Here is an 18,034-nt window from a genome sequence, read left to right as displayed (position 1 = left end):
AGCATAGCTCTGTGTCTTTGGTTATCATCATTGTTGATTGAAATTTTATCTATGACCCCTAGGTTTAGATCTAAGTTAATCTTTCTTGATTTTAGATTAAGGGGTTTTATGCTTACTAGACTTGTGATATAACCATTAAGGATTATTTCGTTATTGATGGCTAAGATTATAGCGTTTATGCTCTTTTGTCCTAGACACTCGCCACTTTTAAAGCCTACTTTGTTTAAAGCATCTGCTAGGTAGGTTTGAAATTTGCTATTGCCCTTATCATCAAGTGTTATAGTATCTATCTCAAAGCAAGGCATCTCGCCTTGAATGATTTTACTTTGTGTATCACTAAAGCTACTTTGAAGGCTTATATTTGATTTAGGAGTGTTATCTTGAAGCTCTTTTAGTCTTGTTTGTTCGTTTTTAAACTCTCTTTGTAAGATGTTTAATTCATCTGCATATACAGATAAAATAACAAACAATAATAAAGAGAGAAATTTTGGCATTAAAATCCTTGAGTAAATGAATATTAATATTTTACATAATGAGTTGTGAAATTTGGCTTAGATAAATCTATAGTATGCAACATTTATGCTTTTTATACTGCCATTTTGTGCCTTTGATATCAAATTTGCAACCCTTTTCCTTTTTTCTCAAAACACTAGATTTTAAAAGCTCTAAACGCATTTAATATAGCTATGATTGTTACACCAACATCGGCAAATATCGCAAGTGGTATATTTGCATATCCAAAAATTGCCAAAATAAGCACTCCAAGCTTAAAGCCAATGCTAAAAGCGATGTTAAATTTAGCTATTGCGATGGTTTTTTTGGCGATTTTTATAGCAGTTGTTAGCTTTGCTAGATTATTATGCATTAGCACTATGTCTGCCGTTTGTATGGCTGCATCTGAGCCTAGCATTGCTATGCCAACGTCAGCTCTAGCAATGACTGGAGCATCGTTTATGCCGTCGCCTACATATGCTGTTGTGCCATCTGTTTTATCCATGATGGCTTCTAGTGTGCTTACTTTCTCATTTGGTAACAACTCATAATGCACCCTATCAATACCAATTGATTTGCCAACTTGTAAAGCTGTATTTTTCTTATCGCCTGTGATTAAGGCGGTGGTAATCCCAGCATTTGTTAGCCACTTTATGCACTCCCTACTCTCGCTTCTTAGTTCGTCTTTTAGTGTGATATATCCAGCGTATTTGTTGTTTATAGCGACATGAATGGCGGTTTTATCAATGTTTTGTGGATTAAATTCTTGTAAAAATTTCGCACTACCAACTTTTATTTTATGTTCGTTTATAACTGCACTTACGCCAAGTCCAGCACTTTCTATAACATTTGAAATTTTAGCCTTTTTATCGTTTTTATAAGCCTTGTTTAATGATAATGCAATTGGATGAATGCTGTTTTTTTCTGCTAATGCTGCAAAAGATAAAATTTCATTTTTATCGTGACCGTTTAGTGCAACTATCTTGTCTATGACAAGTTCGCCTTTGCTAATTGTGCCTGTTTTATCAAATGCTATTGATTTTACTTTTGATAGTGCTTCGATATAGTTACTACCTTTTATTAAAATTCCATTTTTGCTAGCTCCGCCTATGCCACCAAAAAAGCTAAGTGGCACTGATACAACCAAGGCACAAGGGCAAGAAACCACTAAAAATATAATTGCACGTTCAAGCCATTGGCTAAAATCGCCATTAAACAAAAATGGAGCGACAAACGCCAAACAAAAAGCAAATCCAACAACTATCGGTGTGTAAATACGCGCAAATTTTGTGATAAATCTCTCGCTTTTTGATTTTTTAAATGTGGCATTTTCGACCATTTCTAGGATTTGAGTGGCGGTTGAGTTTTCGTAATCTTTTGTAGTTTTTACTTCAATTAAAGCATTTATGTTGATGTATCCGCTTACGATTTTATCGCCCACACCAACTTCAAGTGGCACAGGTTCGCCATTTATTGAGGCTGTGTTTAGCATGGTTTCGCCACTTGTTATTACGCCATCAATTGGTACCTTTTCGCCCGGTTTTATTAGTATCGTTTCGCCTATTTTTACTTCGCTTGGATTTACTTTAATGACTTTGTCTTCACGTTTTACATTTGCATAGTTTGGTGCTAAATCCATAAGCTGTGAGACTGATTTTCTTGAGCGTTTTACAGAGTAGTTTTCAAACGCCTCGCCAACTCTATAAAATAGCAAAATAGCCACTGCTTCAACCATCTCGCCTATGCTAAATGCTGCTATACTAGCGATACTCATTAGAAAATTTTCATCCAAACTAAGCTTATTTTTTAGGCTCTTATAAGCCTTAAGTATTATCTCATGCCCTGCAATTATCAAGGCCATAGCTAAAATGATTGTTTTATTTGTTTGATTGCTTACAAGATAGCTTATAGTTACAAACGCAAAGCTTGTAGCTATAATACTTAGCTCTTTTTTGTCTATGTGCATTCATTGCCTTTTAGATTAAAATTTTCATATCTGGCTCTATTTTGCTCATTGCTTTTTGAGAAGCTGTTAAAATTTCATCTGCTTTGCTTTCGTCAAAATCAAGTAAAATTTTCCCATTCATATGGCTGATACTTACTTCATTTACCCCTTTAATCTTGGCTATGCTTTCTTCGATTTTACTAGCACAATTGGCACAACACATGCCTGAAATTTCATATTTTTTTCTCATTTTTGCTCCCTTATGTGACTTAAACCTTGTTTGAAAATTTGCGTTATATGCTCATCTGTTAGTGAGTAATAAACTATTTTGCCATCACGACGATTTTTTACTATTTTGTTTGATTTTAGCACTCTTAATTGATGCGAGATAGATGATTGAGACATGTTTAAAAGCACGGCTATATCGCATACACACATCTGCGATACGCTTAAAGCCCATAAAATTTTAACTCTTGTAGTGTCGCCAAAATTTTTAAAAAAATCGGCTAAATTTATCAAGCTTTCATCATCTGGCATTTCAGATTTTACGGTTGATAAAATTTCATCATGTATGCAATCTATCTCGCAAACTTCTAAATTGTCACTCATTTTTGTCCTTTTTGTGTTGGTATGTTTATGTTTGGTCTTACACAATTAAAATATTTTTACATATGAATATATGCTCATATGTTTGTAATTATAATGGATAAATTTTTAAACTTTACTAAATTTTAGTGCTTTATTGTATTTTTTGATTAAAATAGTCTATTTTGGAATTGTAAAATTTACACATGTGTAAATTTTAAGTTATGCTTTAAGTAAAATTTAGCCAAGTATCTTGCTTGACTAAATAATTATTGTTTCATATTGATGGCGGTTTGTATCATCTCATCGCTTGTTGTGATTGATTTTGCACTAGCGTCGTAAGCTTTTTGTGTTACGATCATCTGCGTAAATTCATCACCTAAATCCACATTGCTGTTTTCAAGGCGATTTGAGACTATACTAGCACCCAGTATTATTTCGTTGTTGTCGTTTCTATAAAAAAACGGCTCACCAGAATTTGGTGTTTTGGTATATACGTTATCGCCCATTTTTGCTAGTCCCTGCTCGTTTTGAAAGTGATAGAGTGCAACTCTTGCGATAGGAAACATCATACCGTTATTAAAATTTGCTAAAATTACCCCATTATCAGTTGTTTCGTAGCTTTTTAAAATGCCCTCTGCATATCCGTCGCGTTTAATTTCGCTTCTTGCGGTTTGATTTGAGCTTACAAGCCCTGTGCTAGTACCATCTGGTGCTACCTTGCCAAAGTTTAAATTTACCCCACCAACACTTGTTATAGTTGAGCTTATAAGTGTTGCATTTGGTCCAAATGTCATAACGCCCTCATTTTTAGCAACAATATTGCCGTTTGCATCTGTTATGGTTGCCACTAAATCCCAAGTGGTTGAGTCTTTAGCTTGTGGAAGTTGTTTTGTATATTCTAGTGTAAGTAGATTTTTTGTTCCATTTGCAGTAAATAAATCTGTGCTCATCTTTTGTTTATTTGCAACTTCTTGTTGTGTAATTAGTGTTGAAGTCACTGCTAGATTTGATACATCCATGTATCTTAGTGCATAATCATCTATTTGCCAATTACCATCGCCATCTATTTGAGTGGTTATTTCGCTAAATTTATCCCCACTTGTGACTTTTACAACCACGCTATCACCGGCTTTATATTCAAGCACATTTTGGCTATTTTTTACATTGCCACTTAGCTTGATTGTCTTTGCATTCTCATCTACTTCGTGGCTAAATGATGTGTTTTCTAGCTCTATATATTGCGTTTGTGTTAGTTTGCTTGAGTCTAGATTGCCCCTGATATCTACATTTTTTGTTGGATTTGCTGGCTGATATAAAAAATGTGGCAAAACGATGTTTTGTTGTTCATTTTCGTTTGCTAGTTCTAGTGAGTTTATTTGATTTAGCGTAAAGGCTTGTGCCGTTTTGCTTCCATAAGTCGCCATTGCCGTATTTGTTGGTGTGATTGGCGAGATTGGATTTATAGTGCCTTGCACAAAACGCCCATTTATATCTACTAAATTTCCGGCCGCATCTATATCAAAACCGCCATTTCTAGTATAATATGTAGCACCATAGCTATCTGTGACAGCAAAATAGCCATTTCCCTGTATTGCAAAATCAAACTTATTATCTGTATTTACAAAGCTACCCATATTCATATTTAGTGCAGTTGTTTGAGCTCTAGCACCAAGTCCGACTTGATCTGTTGTAGGATTGTTACCAGCAGCTATATTTGTCTGATAAAATATACTTGCAAACTCAGGACGCGATGATTTAAAGCCGACAGTATTGACGTTTGAGATGTTGTTTGAGACAACATCCATGCTAAAACTTTGTGTTTTTACGCCACTTATGCCGTTGTAAAATCCTCTCATCATAGCAATTATCCTTGATTTGTTAGTTTTTCATATGCTCTTTGCCTTGCTTCTTCTATCGAGATATTGTTGTTTGTCTCGTGCAAGATAGCGTCAGTCATAGCTTCTAATACATCTTTTGGTATATTTACATTTGTGCTATTATTAGATGTATTTGTGTTTGATGAGTTGTCGCTTGGCTTATTTGTATCGTTGTTTGTGCTAGTTTGTGGTGCATTTTGAGACTGTATGATTACGTTTTGTGGATTGTCATAAAACTCAGCTATATCGTCAGTTGATCTATACTCTCCAGCAATTTTAACCATGGCTTTACCATCGACAAATTTAACCGCCTCAACAGGATATGTGCCAAGCGTTGTTGTGTTTGTTTTGCCATTTTCGTCTAGATATGTTGCACGCACTGTATATCCGCCATTATTTACTCTCACACCATTGTCATTTAGCAAATCCCATTTTAGCGTTTGTGTGCCTGAGCTTATATTTTCTAAATTTACTGTCCTTACGACATTGTTTGTGCTATCTAAAATTTCAAGCATACCTGTTACGGCACTATTTTTAAAATACATTGGCACATCAAGGCTTATGGTATCATCTTTAACGCTTATTGTATTTGTGTTTAAGGTTGCCATTTTACCAAGTGATGATAGTGCATACATTGAGCCTGTTGTTTTTAGCTGTTGCACTAGAGTTTTCATTGTGTCGTTTGTATTTTGCTGCATTTCTAATGTTGCTAGTTGGCTTGTTTGTGTTAGCATTTTTTCGGTATCCATTGGGCTTGTTGGGTCTTGGTATTGAAGCTCAGTTAGTAAAAGTTTCATAAATGCATCTTTATCAAGCTGTGCGTTTGGGTTGGTTACACCAGCTGCGTCACTTTTTGATTTGGCCTTTTGTGAAGCCAGTTTATCAGCTGTAAATTGGGTAGCAGAATCAACTATATTTGCCATTTTTTATCCTTTTATTTTAGCTTTATTGTGTTAATAAGCAATTTTAGTTCCACTATATATATCTTGGAATCACAAGCTCTAAACTTGCCATTTCTTCATTTTGCTCATCACTTAATATGTTGCTTTTTGCGTTATTTTGGTATGTTTTGCGACCTTGCTCTTGTTTTTGGCTTTGATCTGAGAAGTTCATCTCAAGCTCGGTAAAGCCCATATTTACAAGGCTATTTTTAAACTCAGCTTGATTTTGTAAGAATAAATTCATCGTTGTTGTGGTTGAGTTAAAATTTATATGCAAGTTATTACCACGATTTAGCATGGTTATCTCAACTTCGCCTAAATTTAGCGGATTTAGCGTAATGTTAAATCTAGTAAAAGGGGCTTTATAGTTTGCAATTTGATCGGCTAAATTTTGAGAAAAATTACTTAGAGTTTCACGCACGGCTGTTTTGTTTAGCACTTGAGACTGTGCGTTTTTAGCAATATCTCGAACAAGCAAATTTAGCTCGTTTTCATCTGTTTTGGGCTCTGATTGTTGGGTTAAATTTTGTGCTTTTTCACGTTCTGGATATAGCAAAGATTGCAAATTTATCTTTTGCTCTTTTGGTTGCAAGAGATTGGTTTTTACCTGTATTGGCTTTGTGTTTTCATCTGCGTTCTCGTTTGTATCGACAATCAAATCTGTTGCACTTTGTGTTGGTTCTTGTTTGATTTGTGGTTTTATCTGTGTGGCAACTTTTTCATTGTTTTGAGGTTTTGATATCTCTTTTAATAAATTATTTAAATTTAATGGCTCTTCTTCACTCTCATTTTGTGCCGAGATTATCGTTTCAACTTGTATTTTTAGCTCGTTTGATAGGATTTTAGCCTCAGGCATGACTGGTGTAAAAAATTCATTTTTGCCTAAATTTTTAAACATTTTGCCTAAATTTTCAACATCTTCTTGCGTTATAGTGATGTTTTCTAGCCCCAAATCAAACTCTTTTGCTAAATCAATCAACTCACTTACGCTTTTTACTTCGCTTAGTTGAACTACGTTATTTACGTTTGATAAGAAATTCGCAATTTTATCTGTGAAGTTTGGAAATTTACTAACCTGTTCGCCGCCATTTAAAATTTCTAAAACTTGCAAAAGCTGCATAAAATTTGCATTTTCATACAGCTCATTTTTGGTTGCGTCATCTAGTTTTGAAACGATCTCATTTGCGATTTTTGCACTTGCATCACTTTGTGCTTTTTTTAGAGATTCACTTTGCATACTTACCGATTTTACTATATCTTTAATCTCTTTTTCAGTTATGCTTTTGCCGCTATTTGATTTCTCACTAGCTACGCTTAAAACCATATTTAAAAACTCGCCGTTATTGCTAGAGTTGCCTTTTTTTGGGGTTTGCTTTTTGCTTGTAGATAGCAAATCTATCGCGGTATTTGCTTTGTTGTGAGTTTGCATACAAATCCTTTAAATTTTATCTAGGATGCTTTCAGCAAATATCGTTCCAAAATAAGTTTAAAGTTATACAAGAAATTTTATAGTATAATCTGCCCCTTAATAAACTCAAGGATAAAATTTTGGAAAATATACGAAATATCGCCGTTATCGCACACGTCGATCACGGAAAAACTACAATGGTTGATGAACTACTAAAACAATCAGGCACATTTAATGAACACCAAAGCGTAGGCGAACGTGTCATGGATAGCAATGATATTGAGCGTGAGCGTGGCATCACGATACTATCAAAAAACACAGCAATTCGCTACAAAGATACAAAAATTAACATCATCGACACCCCAGGACACGCCGATTTTGGTGGTGAGGTTGAGCGTGTGCTTAAGATGGTAGATGGCGTTTTGCTTTTGGTTGATGCACAAGAAGGAGTCATGCCTCAAACAAAATTTGTTGTTAAAAAGGCTCTTAGTTTAGGGCTTCGTCCGATAGTTGTTGTAAATAAAATCGATAAACCAGCAGGCGATCCTGAGCGTGTGATAAATGAAATTTTTGACCTTTTTGTAGCACTTGATGCAAATGACGAGCAGCTTGATTTCCCAGTAGTTTATGCTGCGGCTAAAAATGGCTATGCAAAGCTAAATTTAGATGATGAAAACGTTGATATGAAGCCACTTTTTGAGACTATTTTATCTCACGTTCCAGCTCCTAGTGGCGATGATACAAATCCACTTCAACTTCAAGTTTTTACGCTTGATTATGATAACTACGTCGGCAAAATCGGCATTGCTAGAATTTTTAATGGCAAAATTTCTAAAAACCAAAACGTTATGCTTGCAAAGGCTGACGGTTCTAAAACAACTGGCAGAATTTCAAAGCTTATCGGTTTTATGGGGCTAGAAAGAGCCGACATAAACGAAGCATCAACTGGCGATATTGTGGCGATTGCTGGTTTTGATGCACTTGATGTTGGCGATAGCGTAGTCGATCCAGCCAACCCTATGCCACTTGATCCACTTCATATCGAAGAGCCAACGCTAAGCGTTGTATTTAGCGTAAATGACGGACCTTTGGCAGGAACGGAGGGCAAACACGTGACTTCAAATAAAATCGATGAGCGTTTGTCAAACGAGATGAAAACTAACATTGCCATGAAATACGAAAATATCGGCGAGGGTAAATTTAAAGTTAGCGGTCGTGGTGAGCTACAAATTACAATCTTGGCTGAAAATATGCGTAGAGAGGGCTTTGAGTTTTTACTTGGTCGTCCAGAAGTCATCATAAAAGAGATTGATGGTGTAAAATGTGAGCCATACGAGCTACTTGTGATTGACGCTCCAGATGATTGCACTGGCACAGTTATAGAAAAGCTTGGCAAACGCAAAGCTGAAATGACAAGCATGAGTCCAACTGGAGACGGTCAGACACGTATCGAGTTTGAGATACCAGCACGTGGGCTCATAGGCTTTAGAAGCCAGTTTTTAACCGATACAAAGGGTGAAGGCGTGATGAATCACAGCTTTTTGGAATTTCGTCCGCTAACAGGACACGTTGAACACCGCACAAACGGCTCACTTTGTAGTATGGAAAATGGCGTAGCATTAGCGTATTCGCTGTTTAATCTTCAAGATCGCGGTGTGCTTTTTATTGATCCGCAGACAAAAGTTTATGTTGGTATGATTATTGGCGAACATAGCCGTCCAAATGATCTTGATGTAAATCCAATCAAAGGCAAAAACCTTACAAACGTTCGTGCAAGTGGTTCAGATGATGCCATTAAGCTTGTTCCGCCACGTAAGCTAAGCCTAGAAAGGGCTTTAGAATGGATAGAAGATGATGAATTAGTCGAAGTTACACCGATAAATATCCGTGTTAGAAAACGCTATCTTGACCCAACTGAAAGAAAACGCAAATCCAAACAAGCATAATTTACAGGGGTAATCCCTGTAAATCTCTTTTAATTTCTACTTTGAACCTTAAAAAATAAACTTAAAATTGAGTAATTTTGCAATTATTATTAAAATTTTGTAATAATAAAATAAAAATATTTTTATTTTATGTTGTAAAAAACTAGGAATTATACTATAATCCACAAGACATTTTTCATAAGTGTATGAGAGATAAAAAAATAAGGAGAAGAACCATGAAAAAAGGTTTTACTATGATAGAGTTGATCTTTGTGATCGTTATACTAGGCATACTTGCAGCTGTTGCAGTGCCAAGACTTACAGCTACTCGCGACGATGCAGAGATAGCAAAAGCTGCTACAAACCTATCAACATTAGTTAGTGATATTAGTGCTTACTACACATCACAAGCTGAGTTTGCCACTGATATAAAGTCAATGACAAATGTGCAAGTTGAAGGTGATGGCAAAGAGAATGTGGAGTTGGTTGCAGCTGGCAAAAAGTGTATAAAAGTTAGTTTAAAAGATGCTATAACCGAAGGAGAGAATGCTGGTAAGCCTGCTGTGTTAAAAGTAGAGAAAGGCACAGACAACACTAATGCCATATGCTCTAAAATTTTAGCCAATAAAGGTGTAAAAAATTTACTAGAAGCTAAATTTAAATACACAGACTCTCAAGGCAAAGAGACACCTAGTGATGCTGGAGAAACAGCAATTAGTGGCTTAAGCGTAAAATTTTAACAAGCACTAGCCGAGCTTAAGGCTCGGTCTAGGTTATTAAATAGTCTTTTGTAGTCATTTTTATTGCAAAAAGAGTTTGCTATTTTAAGCTTGTTGTTGCGATATCTGCAGTTGCTTGACATTCATAGATTGTGCTAGTTGCTTGTGCGATCGATATAGTCAAATTAACATATCTACTACGAGCAAGTTTAGTAGATATAACAAGTTTTAATGTTTTATACGGCAAAGCGATTAGTTATATAAACATTACAAACAATTAATCTTATATGGTGATAGCAACAACAAATACAAGACTATAATCTAAGACTATTTAATACTCAATATAAGGGTAGGAAAATGTGTCAAAAGAGATTAAATTGTAAAAATATGAATATAAAATTTTGTTATGCAAATAAACTTAATAATCGTGTAAAATCAAGCAGTATTAAACAGGCATTTTTATGCGATGATTTGTGTGTAAATTGGTAGATTATGAAGAGTGCATTTACACTTATTGAGATTATTTTTGTTGTTACGATAATCTCCATACTTGCTGTTGTGTCAATTCCTAAATTTATGCTTGGAACCAACGATGCTGACATCTTAAAAGCGTCAAAAAATCTAAGCACTATTATAAGTGATGTAGGGATGTATTATGTTGCAAACGCTAAATTGGCAGATGATATACGAACTATGACAAATGTTTATTTAGATGATGCTGGAGATAAAAATAGTGGTTATATAGTTTCGGCTGGTAAAAAATGTATAAAAGTAATCGTAAAAGATGAAAATGTATTTACACGCAAACCAGCTCATATCAAAATAGAAGAGGGACCTTCGCCAGATAAAAGCACAAAAAGATGTCTGGATATAATGGCGAATAAAAACGTTCAAAATTTAAGAAGTTTAAGCTTTAAATATAAAATAGAAAGTCTAGGGCGTTCAACTACTCATGCGATAATTGAAGTCGAAAGTGATGTTGGTGAGATAGCTCTTGGTTATAGTGCTGTTGAGTGATGTTTATCGCTGATTATAGCTAACGTTTAGTTTGCACTTTTTGCTAAATTTTAAAATTTGCTTTAATCATGGCTTTAAAATAATAAAACTTAACAACACAACAAAAAAGCCTTTTATTACGCATAGCCATGCCCTTAAATTCAATACAAGCACATAAGGGCAAAATAAAGACTCAATTTAACCTAAAGCAAATAAAAGAAGCTTTAAGTTACGATTTTACCGATGAAAATCCCAAAAATTTCAGAAGCGAAATTTAAAGAATTTTAAAACTTGCGAAAATCTCTTATCAAATTTTACTAAAATCAATAAGAAAAAATAGGGTTAAGTTAAACCAAATTTAGATAAATATTTTAGTAATACAAAATTTATGCTTGTTTTTTAAAGAGAGCATTAAAACGCAAAAAACAAGCTTAAATACCACACTCGCTAAACAAACTATACTTAGTAGCTTGTCTTGCATTGATTTATAAAATCTTAGGGATTAAAGATGTTTAAAATTTTAGCTTAATAAAACCACAAAATAAAGTATGCCAAGATAAAATTATGCCTAATTTAACCCAGTCATATTTTATTCTTAATTTTAATAAGATTTTAGTGTAAGCTAAGAAATTTATCTAATCTAAGCCTTGCAAAGCAACCATCTATTTATTAATATGATTTTATCGTTTGTTTATTAAAGCAAATTTATTATTTTAGTGTTTTATAATGGGCGTTTGTACTCAAGTCTATTATAGGCTCTGTGTAAATTTAGAGTTTTAAAATCACTAAAGTTTGTTTGTAAAACAGCTTTTGGCTATCTAAAAGCATTAAGTAAGGCACAACAAGTGTAACGCTCACAAAGTGATGTTTGTTTTACACCTTTGCAAAGCCTATTTTGTTTGATTTAGGTAAATTAAGCCTTAAAATAACACCATTGTATAAAAACTGCAATAATAAACAATTGTAATTTTTTAATTTATAAAATTTTAAAAAGTGTAAAGTGTTACTTATCACTTTTTAAGAAAAAATGTGTTAAACTTTCGCAAATTTAAACAATGCAATTACTTTGTAGTTTTATAACAAGTAAAACTACAAGCAGGAAAACAAAGGAGCAAAAATGATAAAAATGAACGAGCTTAGCAGACTTAGTGATACACCAAAATCTACTATATTGTATTATGTAAAAGAGGGGTTGCTTCCAGAGCCAGATAAACCAAAGCCAAACTTGTATCTTTATGATGAGAGTGTTGTTGAGATTGTAAAATTTATCAAATATTTACAGACAAATTTCAACGCTAGTATAGCTGAAATAAAGGCGTTGTTTCTTAATATCCATCAGCCGTATTGTTCGTTGCTTTCTTGTCTTGATATTATCATGGGTTACGCTCATACTAAAATTTACGACAAAGACGAGCTTTGCATGGAGTTTGGCATTAGCAAAGACATACTTGAAGGGTTTGTTAAAAGTGGCTTAATTTCACCGCGAAACGGAGTATTTACAGCCAAAGAGAGAGAAATTTTAGCCATTCTTGTCACGCTAAACAAAGACGAGCTAAAACTAGTCAAAACTTATGCCAAAATTGCCACCAAACTAAGCAAAGATGAGATAAATTTAGCAAAAACAACAAAATCACACAAGAGACTTTTTGACATCATTTTGCTATTAAGACCATATATTTTTAACATGCAAACTCTAAATGCATACAAAAGGGAAAATCAATGAGCGAAATTTTAAAACTAAATGGTTTTTTGCCATATCTTGCGATTTCATTTTTAAACGCAAGTGTTGATCTGGCGCATAAGATAACCATTCAAAACACGTTGCTTAAGAGCTTTGATGGCACAACGCTAATCGTGCTAACTGCCGCTGTCAATGCCATGATTTTACTTCCATTTATATTTTTCTTTTCGCCATCAGGTTTTATAAATGATAAATTTTCGCAAACTAAAGTTATAAGAATAGCTACTATGGCAAATATTGCTATCACTTTTTGTATATTTTTAAGTTATGTTTTAGGCAAATTTGAACTCGCCTTTGCTCTAACTTTAGTAATGGCAACACAAAGTGCAATTTATTCACCAGCTAAATACAGCATTATAAAGCAACTTGTTGGTGCCGAAAATTTAGGCACGGCAAATGGCATCATTCAAGCACTTACAATAGTAGCGATTTTGTTTAGCTCATTTACATTTTCATTTGTGTTTGAGACGTTTTATGTTGGAGCCAATACTCCGTCTGAAATTTTAGCAAATATTTATATTATCGCACTTGCACTAGTTGCATTAAGTATAGCAGAGGCGTTTTTTGCGTTTAAAATTCCATCTTTTGTGCAAACTAAATCAATGCATGATCAATTTAATTTTAAAAAATATGCCACGCTTGGTTATTTAAAAGAGAATTTATGCATTTTAAAAAGTGATAAAAATATATGGCTTAGCATCATTGGACTTAGTGTATTTTGGGGTATTTCACAGGTTGTTGTTGCAGTTTTTCCAGCACATTACAAAGCTGTTTTAGCCGATGATAATGCGCTCATTATTCAAGCGATTTTAGCCACAAGTGGCGTAGGGTTGGTGATTGGTTCATATGTTGCTGCAATGATGTCAAAGGCACACATTGAACTAGGCATTGTTGTGCTTGGAGCACTTGGTGTAGCTATGTGTATCTTTGCCATCGCTAACACAGCAGATATTGTTTTTATGACAGTTTGCTCGTTTGGATTTGGATTTTTTGGTGGGCTTTTGATTGTCCCATTAAATGCTACTATTCAGTATTTTGCTTTAGATACAATGAGTGGCAAAATCATGGCTGGAAACAATTTCATTCAAAACATTGCAATGGTTTTATTTTTGAGTGTTAGTGTATTGCTTGTTTATTTTAGTGTCTCAACTACTGGTATATTTATTGTGTCTTTTGTAGTGTGTTTGGTTGGATTTTTTTATGCAATCTTTCAGTTACCACATCTTTTTGCACGTCTTTTGCTTTTGCCATTTTTAAAAACTAGCTATAAATTTAATGTAGAAGGACTTAAAAATTTGCCTCAAAGTGGTGGCGTGCTTTTGCTTGGAAATCACATAAGCTGGATAGATTGGCTTGTGCTTCAAGTTGCAAGTCCAAGAGCGATAAAGTTTGTGATGTTTCGAAGTATTTATAATAAATGGTATCTAAACTGGTTTTTAAAATTTTTCAAAGTTATTCCAATAGGTGCAGGAGCTAGCAAACAGAGCATAGAAAAAATAAGAGAGTTGTTGTTAAATGGTGAGGTTGTCGCACTTTTTCCAGAAGGGCATATTAGTTATAATGGTCAGATAAATGAATTTCAGCGTGGATTTGAGCTGATTATTAAGGGGCTTGATGAAATTTGTATTGTTCCGTTTTACTTGCGTGGGTTGTGGGGCTCGAGCTTTTCGCGTGCCGATAGCCACTACAAAATGCTTACTAAAAAGCGTGGCAAACGTGATATTATTGTAGCTTTTGGTAAGCCAATACGCAATTTTATAGATAAAACTGCAATGAAGCAAAAAGTTATTGAGCTATCGTTTTCGTCGTGGGAGAGCTTTATCTCACGTCAAGCCCCGCTCACCCATGTATGGCTTAATCAAGCAAAAAGCTCACTTTTTAAGGAGTGCGTTGCAGATAGCATGGGAGCAAATTTAAACAATGCTAAGTTTTTAACCGCTGTGATTGCATTTAGTAAAATTTTATCTGCTAAACTTAATGATAGTAAAAATATCGGCGTTATGTTGCCTAGCTCATCTGTTGGTGCGATAGTAAATATGACGCTTTTGATGATGGGTAAAATCCCTGTAAATTTAAACTACACGCTAAGTCAAGAAAGTATGCAAAAGGCGATAAAAAAAGCAGATATTAAGTATGTTATATCGTCTGAAAAATTTATCGACAAGCTTAGTGCAAAAGGTTTTGATTTTAACAATTTACTCTTTGACAAGCTAATAACCGCAGAAGATATCGCAAAGCAAATTAATAAAAAAGATAAATTTATGGCATTTTTGACGGCTATTTTGGCTCCAAAATGGCTAATAAAGCTACTTTATTTTAAGAGTGTTAGCCTTGATGATACGGCGGCGATTTTATTTAGTAGTGGAAGCGAGGGCGAGCCAAAAGGTATTGAGCTAAGCCATAAAAACCTACTAACTAATATCAAGCAAATTAGCGAACTTTTAAATTTCAAAAAAGATGACGTGGTGTTAAACTCGCTTCCGATATTTCACTCATTTGGACTAACGGTCACAACGCTTATGCCACTTGTTGAAGGTGTAAAAATGGTAAGTGTGCCAGACCCAACAGATGCTGTGGCAGTGGGTAAAATTTCAGCTAGACATGGCGTTAGTATATTGTTTGGCACATCGACATTTTTTAGACTTTATGCAAAAAATAAAAAACTAAATGCATTAATGTTTCAAAATGTTCGTATGGTTGTAGCAGGAGCAGAGAAGCTAAAAAGCGAGGTAAAAGAGTCGTTTAGGATGAAATTTGGGCTTGAAATTTACGAAGGATATGGCACGACCGAGACTGCACCAGTGGCAGCTGTAAATATGCCAAATATTTTAGAGCAAGAAAGTCTAAAAGAGCTACGCTTTAATAAGCTTGGTTCTGTTGGCATGGCACTTCCTGGCACCATTATAAAAATAGTAGATCCAGATACGCTAAATGAGCTAAATACAGGTGAAGATGGTCTTATAATTATAGGCGGTGGTCAGGTTATGAAAGGTTATTTAAATGACGAAGTTAAGAGTGCTGAAGTCATTTGTGAAATAGATGGTGTAAGATATTACAAAACAGGCGATAAGGGGCATATCGATGAAAATGGCTTTGTAACGATAACTGATCGCTACTCGCGTTTTGCTAAAATAGGTGCAGAGATGATAAGCCTAGGAAGTGTCGAAGAGCAATTGGCTGTGGTGCTAAAAGATATGAGTTTTGTTGCGGTAAATGTGCCTGATGAGAAAAAGGGCAAAAAGATCGTGTTGTTAGCAAAAAGTCATATGAGTGAGTCTGAGATTTTGGCTTTGATACGATCTAGTGATATATCGCCACTTATGCAGCCAAGTCAAGTGATTTTGATAGATGAGGTGCCGATTTTAGCTAGTGGCAAAGTTGATTTTAAAGGTGCCAAAGCCATGGCTATGATGCTTATGCAAAATTAGGAGATATCAATGCAAACTGTAGATATACACACTCACTTGATGAGCCAAGATGTGAAATTTGATAGGATGTTTGACAAATTTGCGGTGCGATTTTTTGCAAGAAAATTTGGGTTTGATCCAAAAGAGTTAGTCAAAAATCCATACAAAGCGTATGTGAGTGGATATATCGCAAATTTAAGAGCATCAAAACACGTGAAAAAGTGCGTTCTTTTTGGTGTAGATGCAAAATATGACAAAGATGGCACTATGATACACAAAGACAAAACCGTATGCGCTTCCAATGACGATGTTTTGGCTGTATATGAGGCAAATCCAGATGTTATTGTGCCATTTTTCTCTATAAATCCGCTACGAAAAGATGCATTAAGCTTGATACAAAAATATCATAAACTTGGCTTTAAAGGGGCAAAATTTTTACAAAATTATTGGGAAGTAGATACAACTCAAGCGAGATTTTCGGAGTATTTTAGTGCATTAAAAGAGCTTAATTTGCCACTTATTGTGCATGTTGGCAACGAAAATACAATTAGTTCAAACAAAAGATGCGAGAGTATAGACATGCTTTATCATCCGTTAAAAATAGGTGTTAATACCATTTGTGCTCATATGGCATTGGGATATGATGGCTCTCATCCATTTCTTGCGATGTCAAAAAACGAGCGAAATTTTAATAAAGAATACTTTGCACTTTTAGAGCTTTTAAAAACACATAATAATCTTTATGCTGATGTTTCTGCACTGCTTACGCCATTTCGTGCAAAGGTGCTTAGACATCTTAGCCTTGAAACTGCCGTGCATGAAAAGCTACTTTTTGGCTCAGATTTTCCAGTGCCATATTCTGCGGTTTATAATAGTTACGATCTTGGATTAAAGAGTCGTTTAAGTCTGCATCGTGAAAAAAATCCTTTTGATAGATATGCAAAAGGCATAGCAAACTATTTTGATGAGACAAATGCTATATGGAGCAATTATAAAAAAATTTTGGATGTTTAGGGCTTTATATATTTCATCAACCAAAAAATATTATACTAGCAGCTCCAAAAGTCTTTAGGCTCCGCTCAGGATACTTCCAGCTTGGCTTAGCACTAAACATATAAAATCCAATAGCAACAAAACCAAGCTAAAGTAGGCACAAAAGAGTGATTTTTGTCTTGTTGATAGCAAAACTTATCTCGTTTTTTATTTTTGTATCTTTGGCTATCAAATTTTTACCTTTTTAAAGTATCTAAAACTATTAAAAAACAGCTCCTTGCTTTCAAACTCAATACAAATCATCTCAAAATTTACTTTTTCACGTTCATTGTCTAAATTTTTAGGCGAAATGACAAAGTGTATTTGCATTTTTGATTATCAAACAAAACCCTTTTTAAACTAGAATATACAGCAAGAGCAGTGCCATCATCATACCAGAATTTAAGCTCATTTTTGCAAATTTCTAAATAGTCGCAATTTTGATCTAAAGGAAATTTGTCCGCGGCTAAGCATATGCTATCATCTAAGATCTGCACTCCTTAAGACAAAATGAGTAAGTCATCATTTCATAGCCTCAAAGCTTAAATCTTTAGCAAATTTTTCACTATCTTTGTAAAGTTTTTTGTCATTTTCGTATGGCTTATGAAGTGAGACTTTTGGTATTTTGGTTGCGAGAATTTTATTCATAAGTCCAAGTTTTGGTGGATATTTGTAAAAAATCTCGCCTTTTGGATAGTTGTTTTTACTTTGCCACTGCTCAAAATCAGCAAAAAAGCAGTTGTGTTTTGGCATAGAAATTTCATCAAACAGCCTTTCATAACACATCTTACAAAGCGATAAAGTCCGTGAATATGGATAGCAAAGCACTTATCTATCTTTTGAGTCGGATAGCCAAATCTCTGATACGCCGTGCAAAGCTCTTGCAAAATTTCACTGCATTTACTAACGTTTTTGTCTATAACTGCTAGCAAAAACTCCACCACTTTACGCTCCCAAATTGTA

14 protein-coding genes are annotated in these 18,034 nt (G+C 34.6%); 6 read left to right on the top strand and 8 right to left on the bottom strand.

What is annotated here, in order from left to right; translation table 11 throughout:
• The 7 genes from LQU93_RS07405 to fliK form a co-directional block, all read right to left on the bottom strand.
• Positions 1–494: POTRA domain-containing protein (locus tag LQU93_RS07405; protein WP_272695066.1), on the bottom strand; the 494-nt coding region annotated here is incomplete at its 3' end.
• A gap of 155 nt (positions 495–649) precedes the next feature.
• Positions 650–2,458: a heavy metal translocating P-type ATPase gene (locus LQU93_RS07400; protein WP_229933249.1), complete on the bottom strand. Its 1,809-nt coding sequence runs from the start codon at positions 2,456–2,458 to the stop codon at positions 650–652.
• A 10-nt stretch (positions 2,459–2,468) separates the two neighbouring features.
• Positions 2,469–2,687, bottom strand: a complete 219-nt coding sequence (locus LQU93_RS07395) for a heavy-metal-associated domain-containing protein (protein WP_229933248.1) — start codon at positions 2,685–2,687, stop codon at positions 2,469–2,471.
• Positions 2,684–3,046, bottom strand: a complete 363-nt coding sequence (locus LQU93_RS07390) for an ArsR/SmtB family transcription factor (protein ID WP_229933247.1) — start codon at positions 3,044–3,046, stop codon at positions 2,684–2,686. The genes LQU93_RS07395 and LQU93_RS07390 overlap by 4 nt, the downstream gene beginning before the upstream one ends.
• 245 nt (positions 3,047–3,291) lie before the next feature.
• Positions 3,292–4,884 carry a flagellar hook protein FlgE gene (locus LQU93_RS07385; RefSeq protein ID WP_229933246.1) on the bottom strand — a complete coding sequence of 531 codons (1,593 nt, stop codon included), beginning with the start codon at positions 4,882–4,884 and terminating at the stop codon, positions 3,292–3,294.
• 5 nt (positions 4,885–4,889) lie between these two features.
• Positions 4,890–5,825 (bottom strand): flagellar basal body rod modification protein, encoded by a 936-nt coding sequence (locus LQU93_RS07380; RefSeq protein ID WP_229933245.1) that lies wholly within the window; start codon positions 5,823–5,825, stop codon positions 4,890–4,892.
• A 52-nt stretch (positions 5,826–5,877) separates the two neighbouring features.
• The gene (gene fliK / locus LQU93_RS07375) at positions 5,878–7,272 is read right to left on the bottom strand and encodes a flagellar hook-length control protein FliK (RefSeq protein WP_229933244.1); all 1,395 of its coding nucleotides are present in this window, start codon (positions 7,270–7,272) and stop codon (positions 5,878–5,880) included.
• A 119-nt stretch (positions 7,273–7,391) separates the two neighbouring features.
• Between fliK and typA the strand changes: the two genes are divergently transcribed.
• The 6 genes from typA (at position 7,392) to LQU93_RS07345 (ending at position 17,053) form a co-directional block, all read left to right on the top strand.
• Positions 7,392–9,197 carry a translational GTPase TypA gene (gene typA, locus LQU93_RS07370; protein ID WP_229933243.1) on the top strand — a complete coding sequence of 602 codons (1,806 nt, stop codon included), beginning with the start codon at positions 7,392–7,394 and terminating at the stop codon, positions 9,195–9,197.
• A 215-nt stretch (positions 9,198–9,412) separates the two neighbouring features.
• Entirely contained in the window at positions 9,413–9,916 is a 504-nt protein-coding gene (locus LQU93_RS07365; protein WP_229933242.1) for a type II secretion system protein, read from the top strand.
• Between the two features lie 471 nt (positions 9,917–10,387).
• Positions 10,388–10,912 carry a type II secretion system protein gene (locus tag LQU93_RS07360; RefSeq protein WP_229933241.1) on the top strand — a complete coding sequence of 175 codons (525 nt, stop codon included), beginning with the start codon at positions 10,388–10,390 and terminating at the stop codon, positions 10,910–10,912.
• Positions 10,913–12,008: 1,096 nt separating this feature from the next.
• Positions 12,009–12,614, top strand: coding sequence for a MerR family transcriptional regulator (locus tag LQU93_RS07355; RefSeq protein ID WP_229933240.1), 606 nt, complete (start codon positions 12,009–12,011; stop codon positions 12,612–12,614).
• Positions 12,611–16,060, top strand: coding sequence for an acyl-[ACP]--phospholipid O-acyltransferase (locus LQU93_RS07350; protein WP_229933239.1), 3,450 nt, complete (start codon positions 12,611–12,613; stop codon positions 16,058–16,060). Before LQU93_RS07355 ends, LQU93_RS07350 begins: the two co-directional genes overlap by 4 nt.
• A 9-nt stretch (positions 16,061–16,069) precedes the next feature.
• The gene (locus tag LQU93_RS07345; protein WP_229933238.1) at positions 16,070–17,053 is read left to right on the top strand and encodes an amidohydrolase family protein; all 984 of its coding nucleotides are present in this window, start codon (positions 16,070–16,072) and stop codon (positions 17,051–17,053) included.
• Between the two features lie 540 nt (positions 17,054–17,593).
• Here LQU93_RS07345 and LQU93_RS07340 read toward each other — a convergent pair.
• The gene (locus LQU93_RS07340) at positions 17,594–17,899 is read right to left on the bottom strand and encodes a hypothetical protein (protein WP_229933237.1); all 306 of its coding nucleotides are present in this window, start codon (positions 17,897–17,899) and stop codon (positions 17,594–17,596) included.
• Positions 17,900–18,034 lie beyond the last annotated feature (135 nt).

The sequence above is a fragment of the Campylobacter majalis genome (assembly GCF_905120465.1).
In the GTDB taxonomy this organism is placed as follows: domain Bacteria; phylum Campylobacterota; class Campylobacteria; order Campylobacterales; family Campylobacteraceae; genus Campylobacter_A; species Campylobacter_A majalis.
The sequence above is the reverse complement of the archived record's forward strand: the minus strand, read 5'-3'. Positions and strand labels throughout refer to the sequence as shown.

Coding starts and splice junctions, on each gene's coding strand:
- LQU93_RS07350 (WP_229933239.1), top strand. CDS start 12,611: ATGAGCGAAATTTTAAAACTAAATGGTTTTTTGCCATATCTTGCGATT.
- LQU93_RS07385 (WP_229933246.1), bottom strand. CDS start 4,884: ATGATGAGAGGATTTTACAACGGCATAAGTGGCGTAAAAACACAAAGT.
- LQU93_RS07390 (WP_229933247.1), bottom strand. CDS start 3,046: ATGAGTGACAATTTAGAAGTTTGCGAGATAGATTGCATACATGATGAA.
- LQU93_RS07380 (WP_229933245.1), bottom strand. CDS start 5,825: ATGGCAAATATAGTTGATTCTGCTACCCAATTTACAGCTGATAAACTG.
- LQU93_RS07355 (WP_229933240.1), top strand. CDS start 12,009: ATGATAAAAATGAACGAGCTTAGCAGACTTAGTGATACACCAAAATCT.
- LQU93_RS07365 (WP_229933242.1), top strand. CDS start 9,413: ATGAAAAAAGGTTTTACTATGATAGAGTTGATCTTTGTGATCGTTATA.
- fliK (WP_229933244.1), bottom strand. CDS start 7,272: ATGCAAACTCACAACAAAGCAAATACCGCGATAGATTTGCTATCTACA.
- LQU93_RS07395 (WP_229933248.1), bottom strand. CDS start 2,687: ATGAGAAAAAAATATGAAATTTCAGGCATGTGTTGTGCCAATTGTGCT.
- LQU93_RS07345 (WP_229933238.1), top strand. CDS start 16,070: ATGCAAACTGTAGATATACACACTCACTTGATGAGCCAAGATGTGAAA.
- LQU93_RS07360 (WP_229933241.1), top strand. CDS start 10,388: ATGAAGAGTGCATTTACACTTATTGAGATTATTTTTGTTGTTACGATA.
- LQU93_RS07400 (WP_229933249.1), bottom strand. CDS start 2,458: ATGCACATAGACAAAAAAGAGCTAAGTATTATAGCTACAAGCTTTGCG.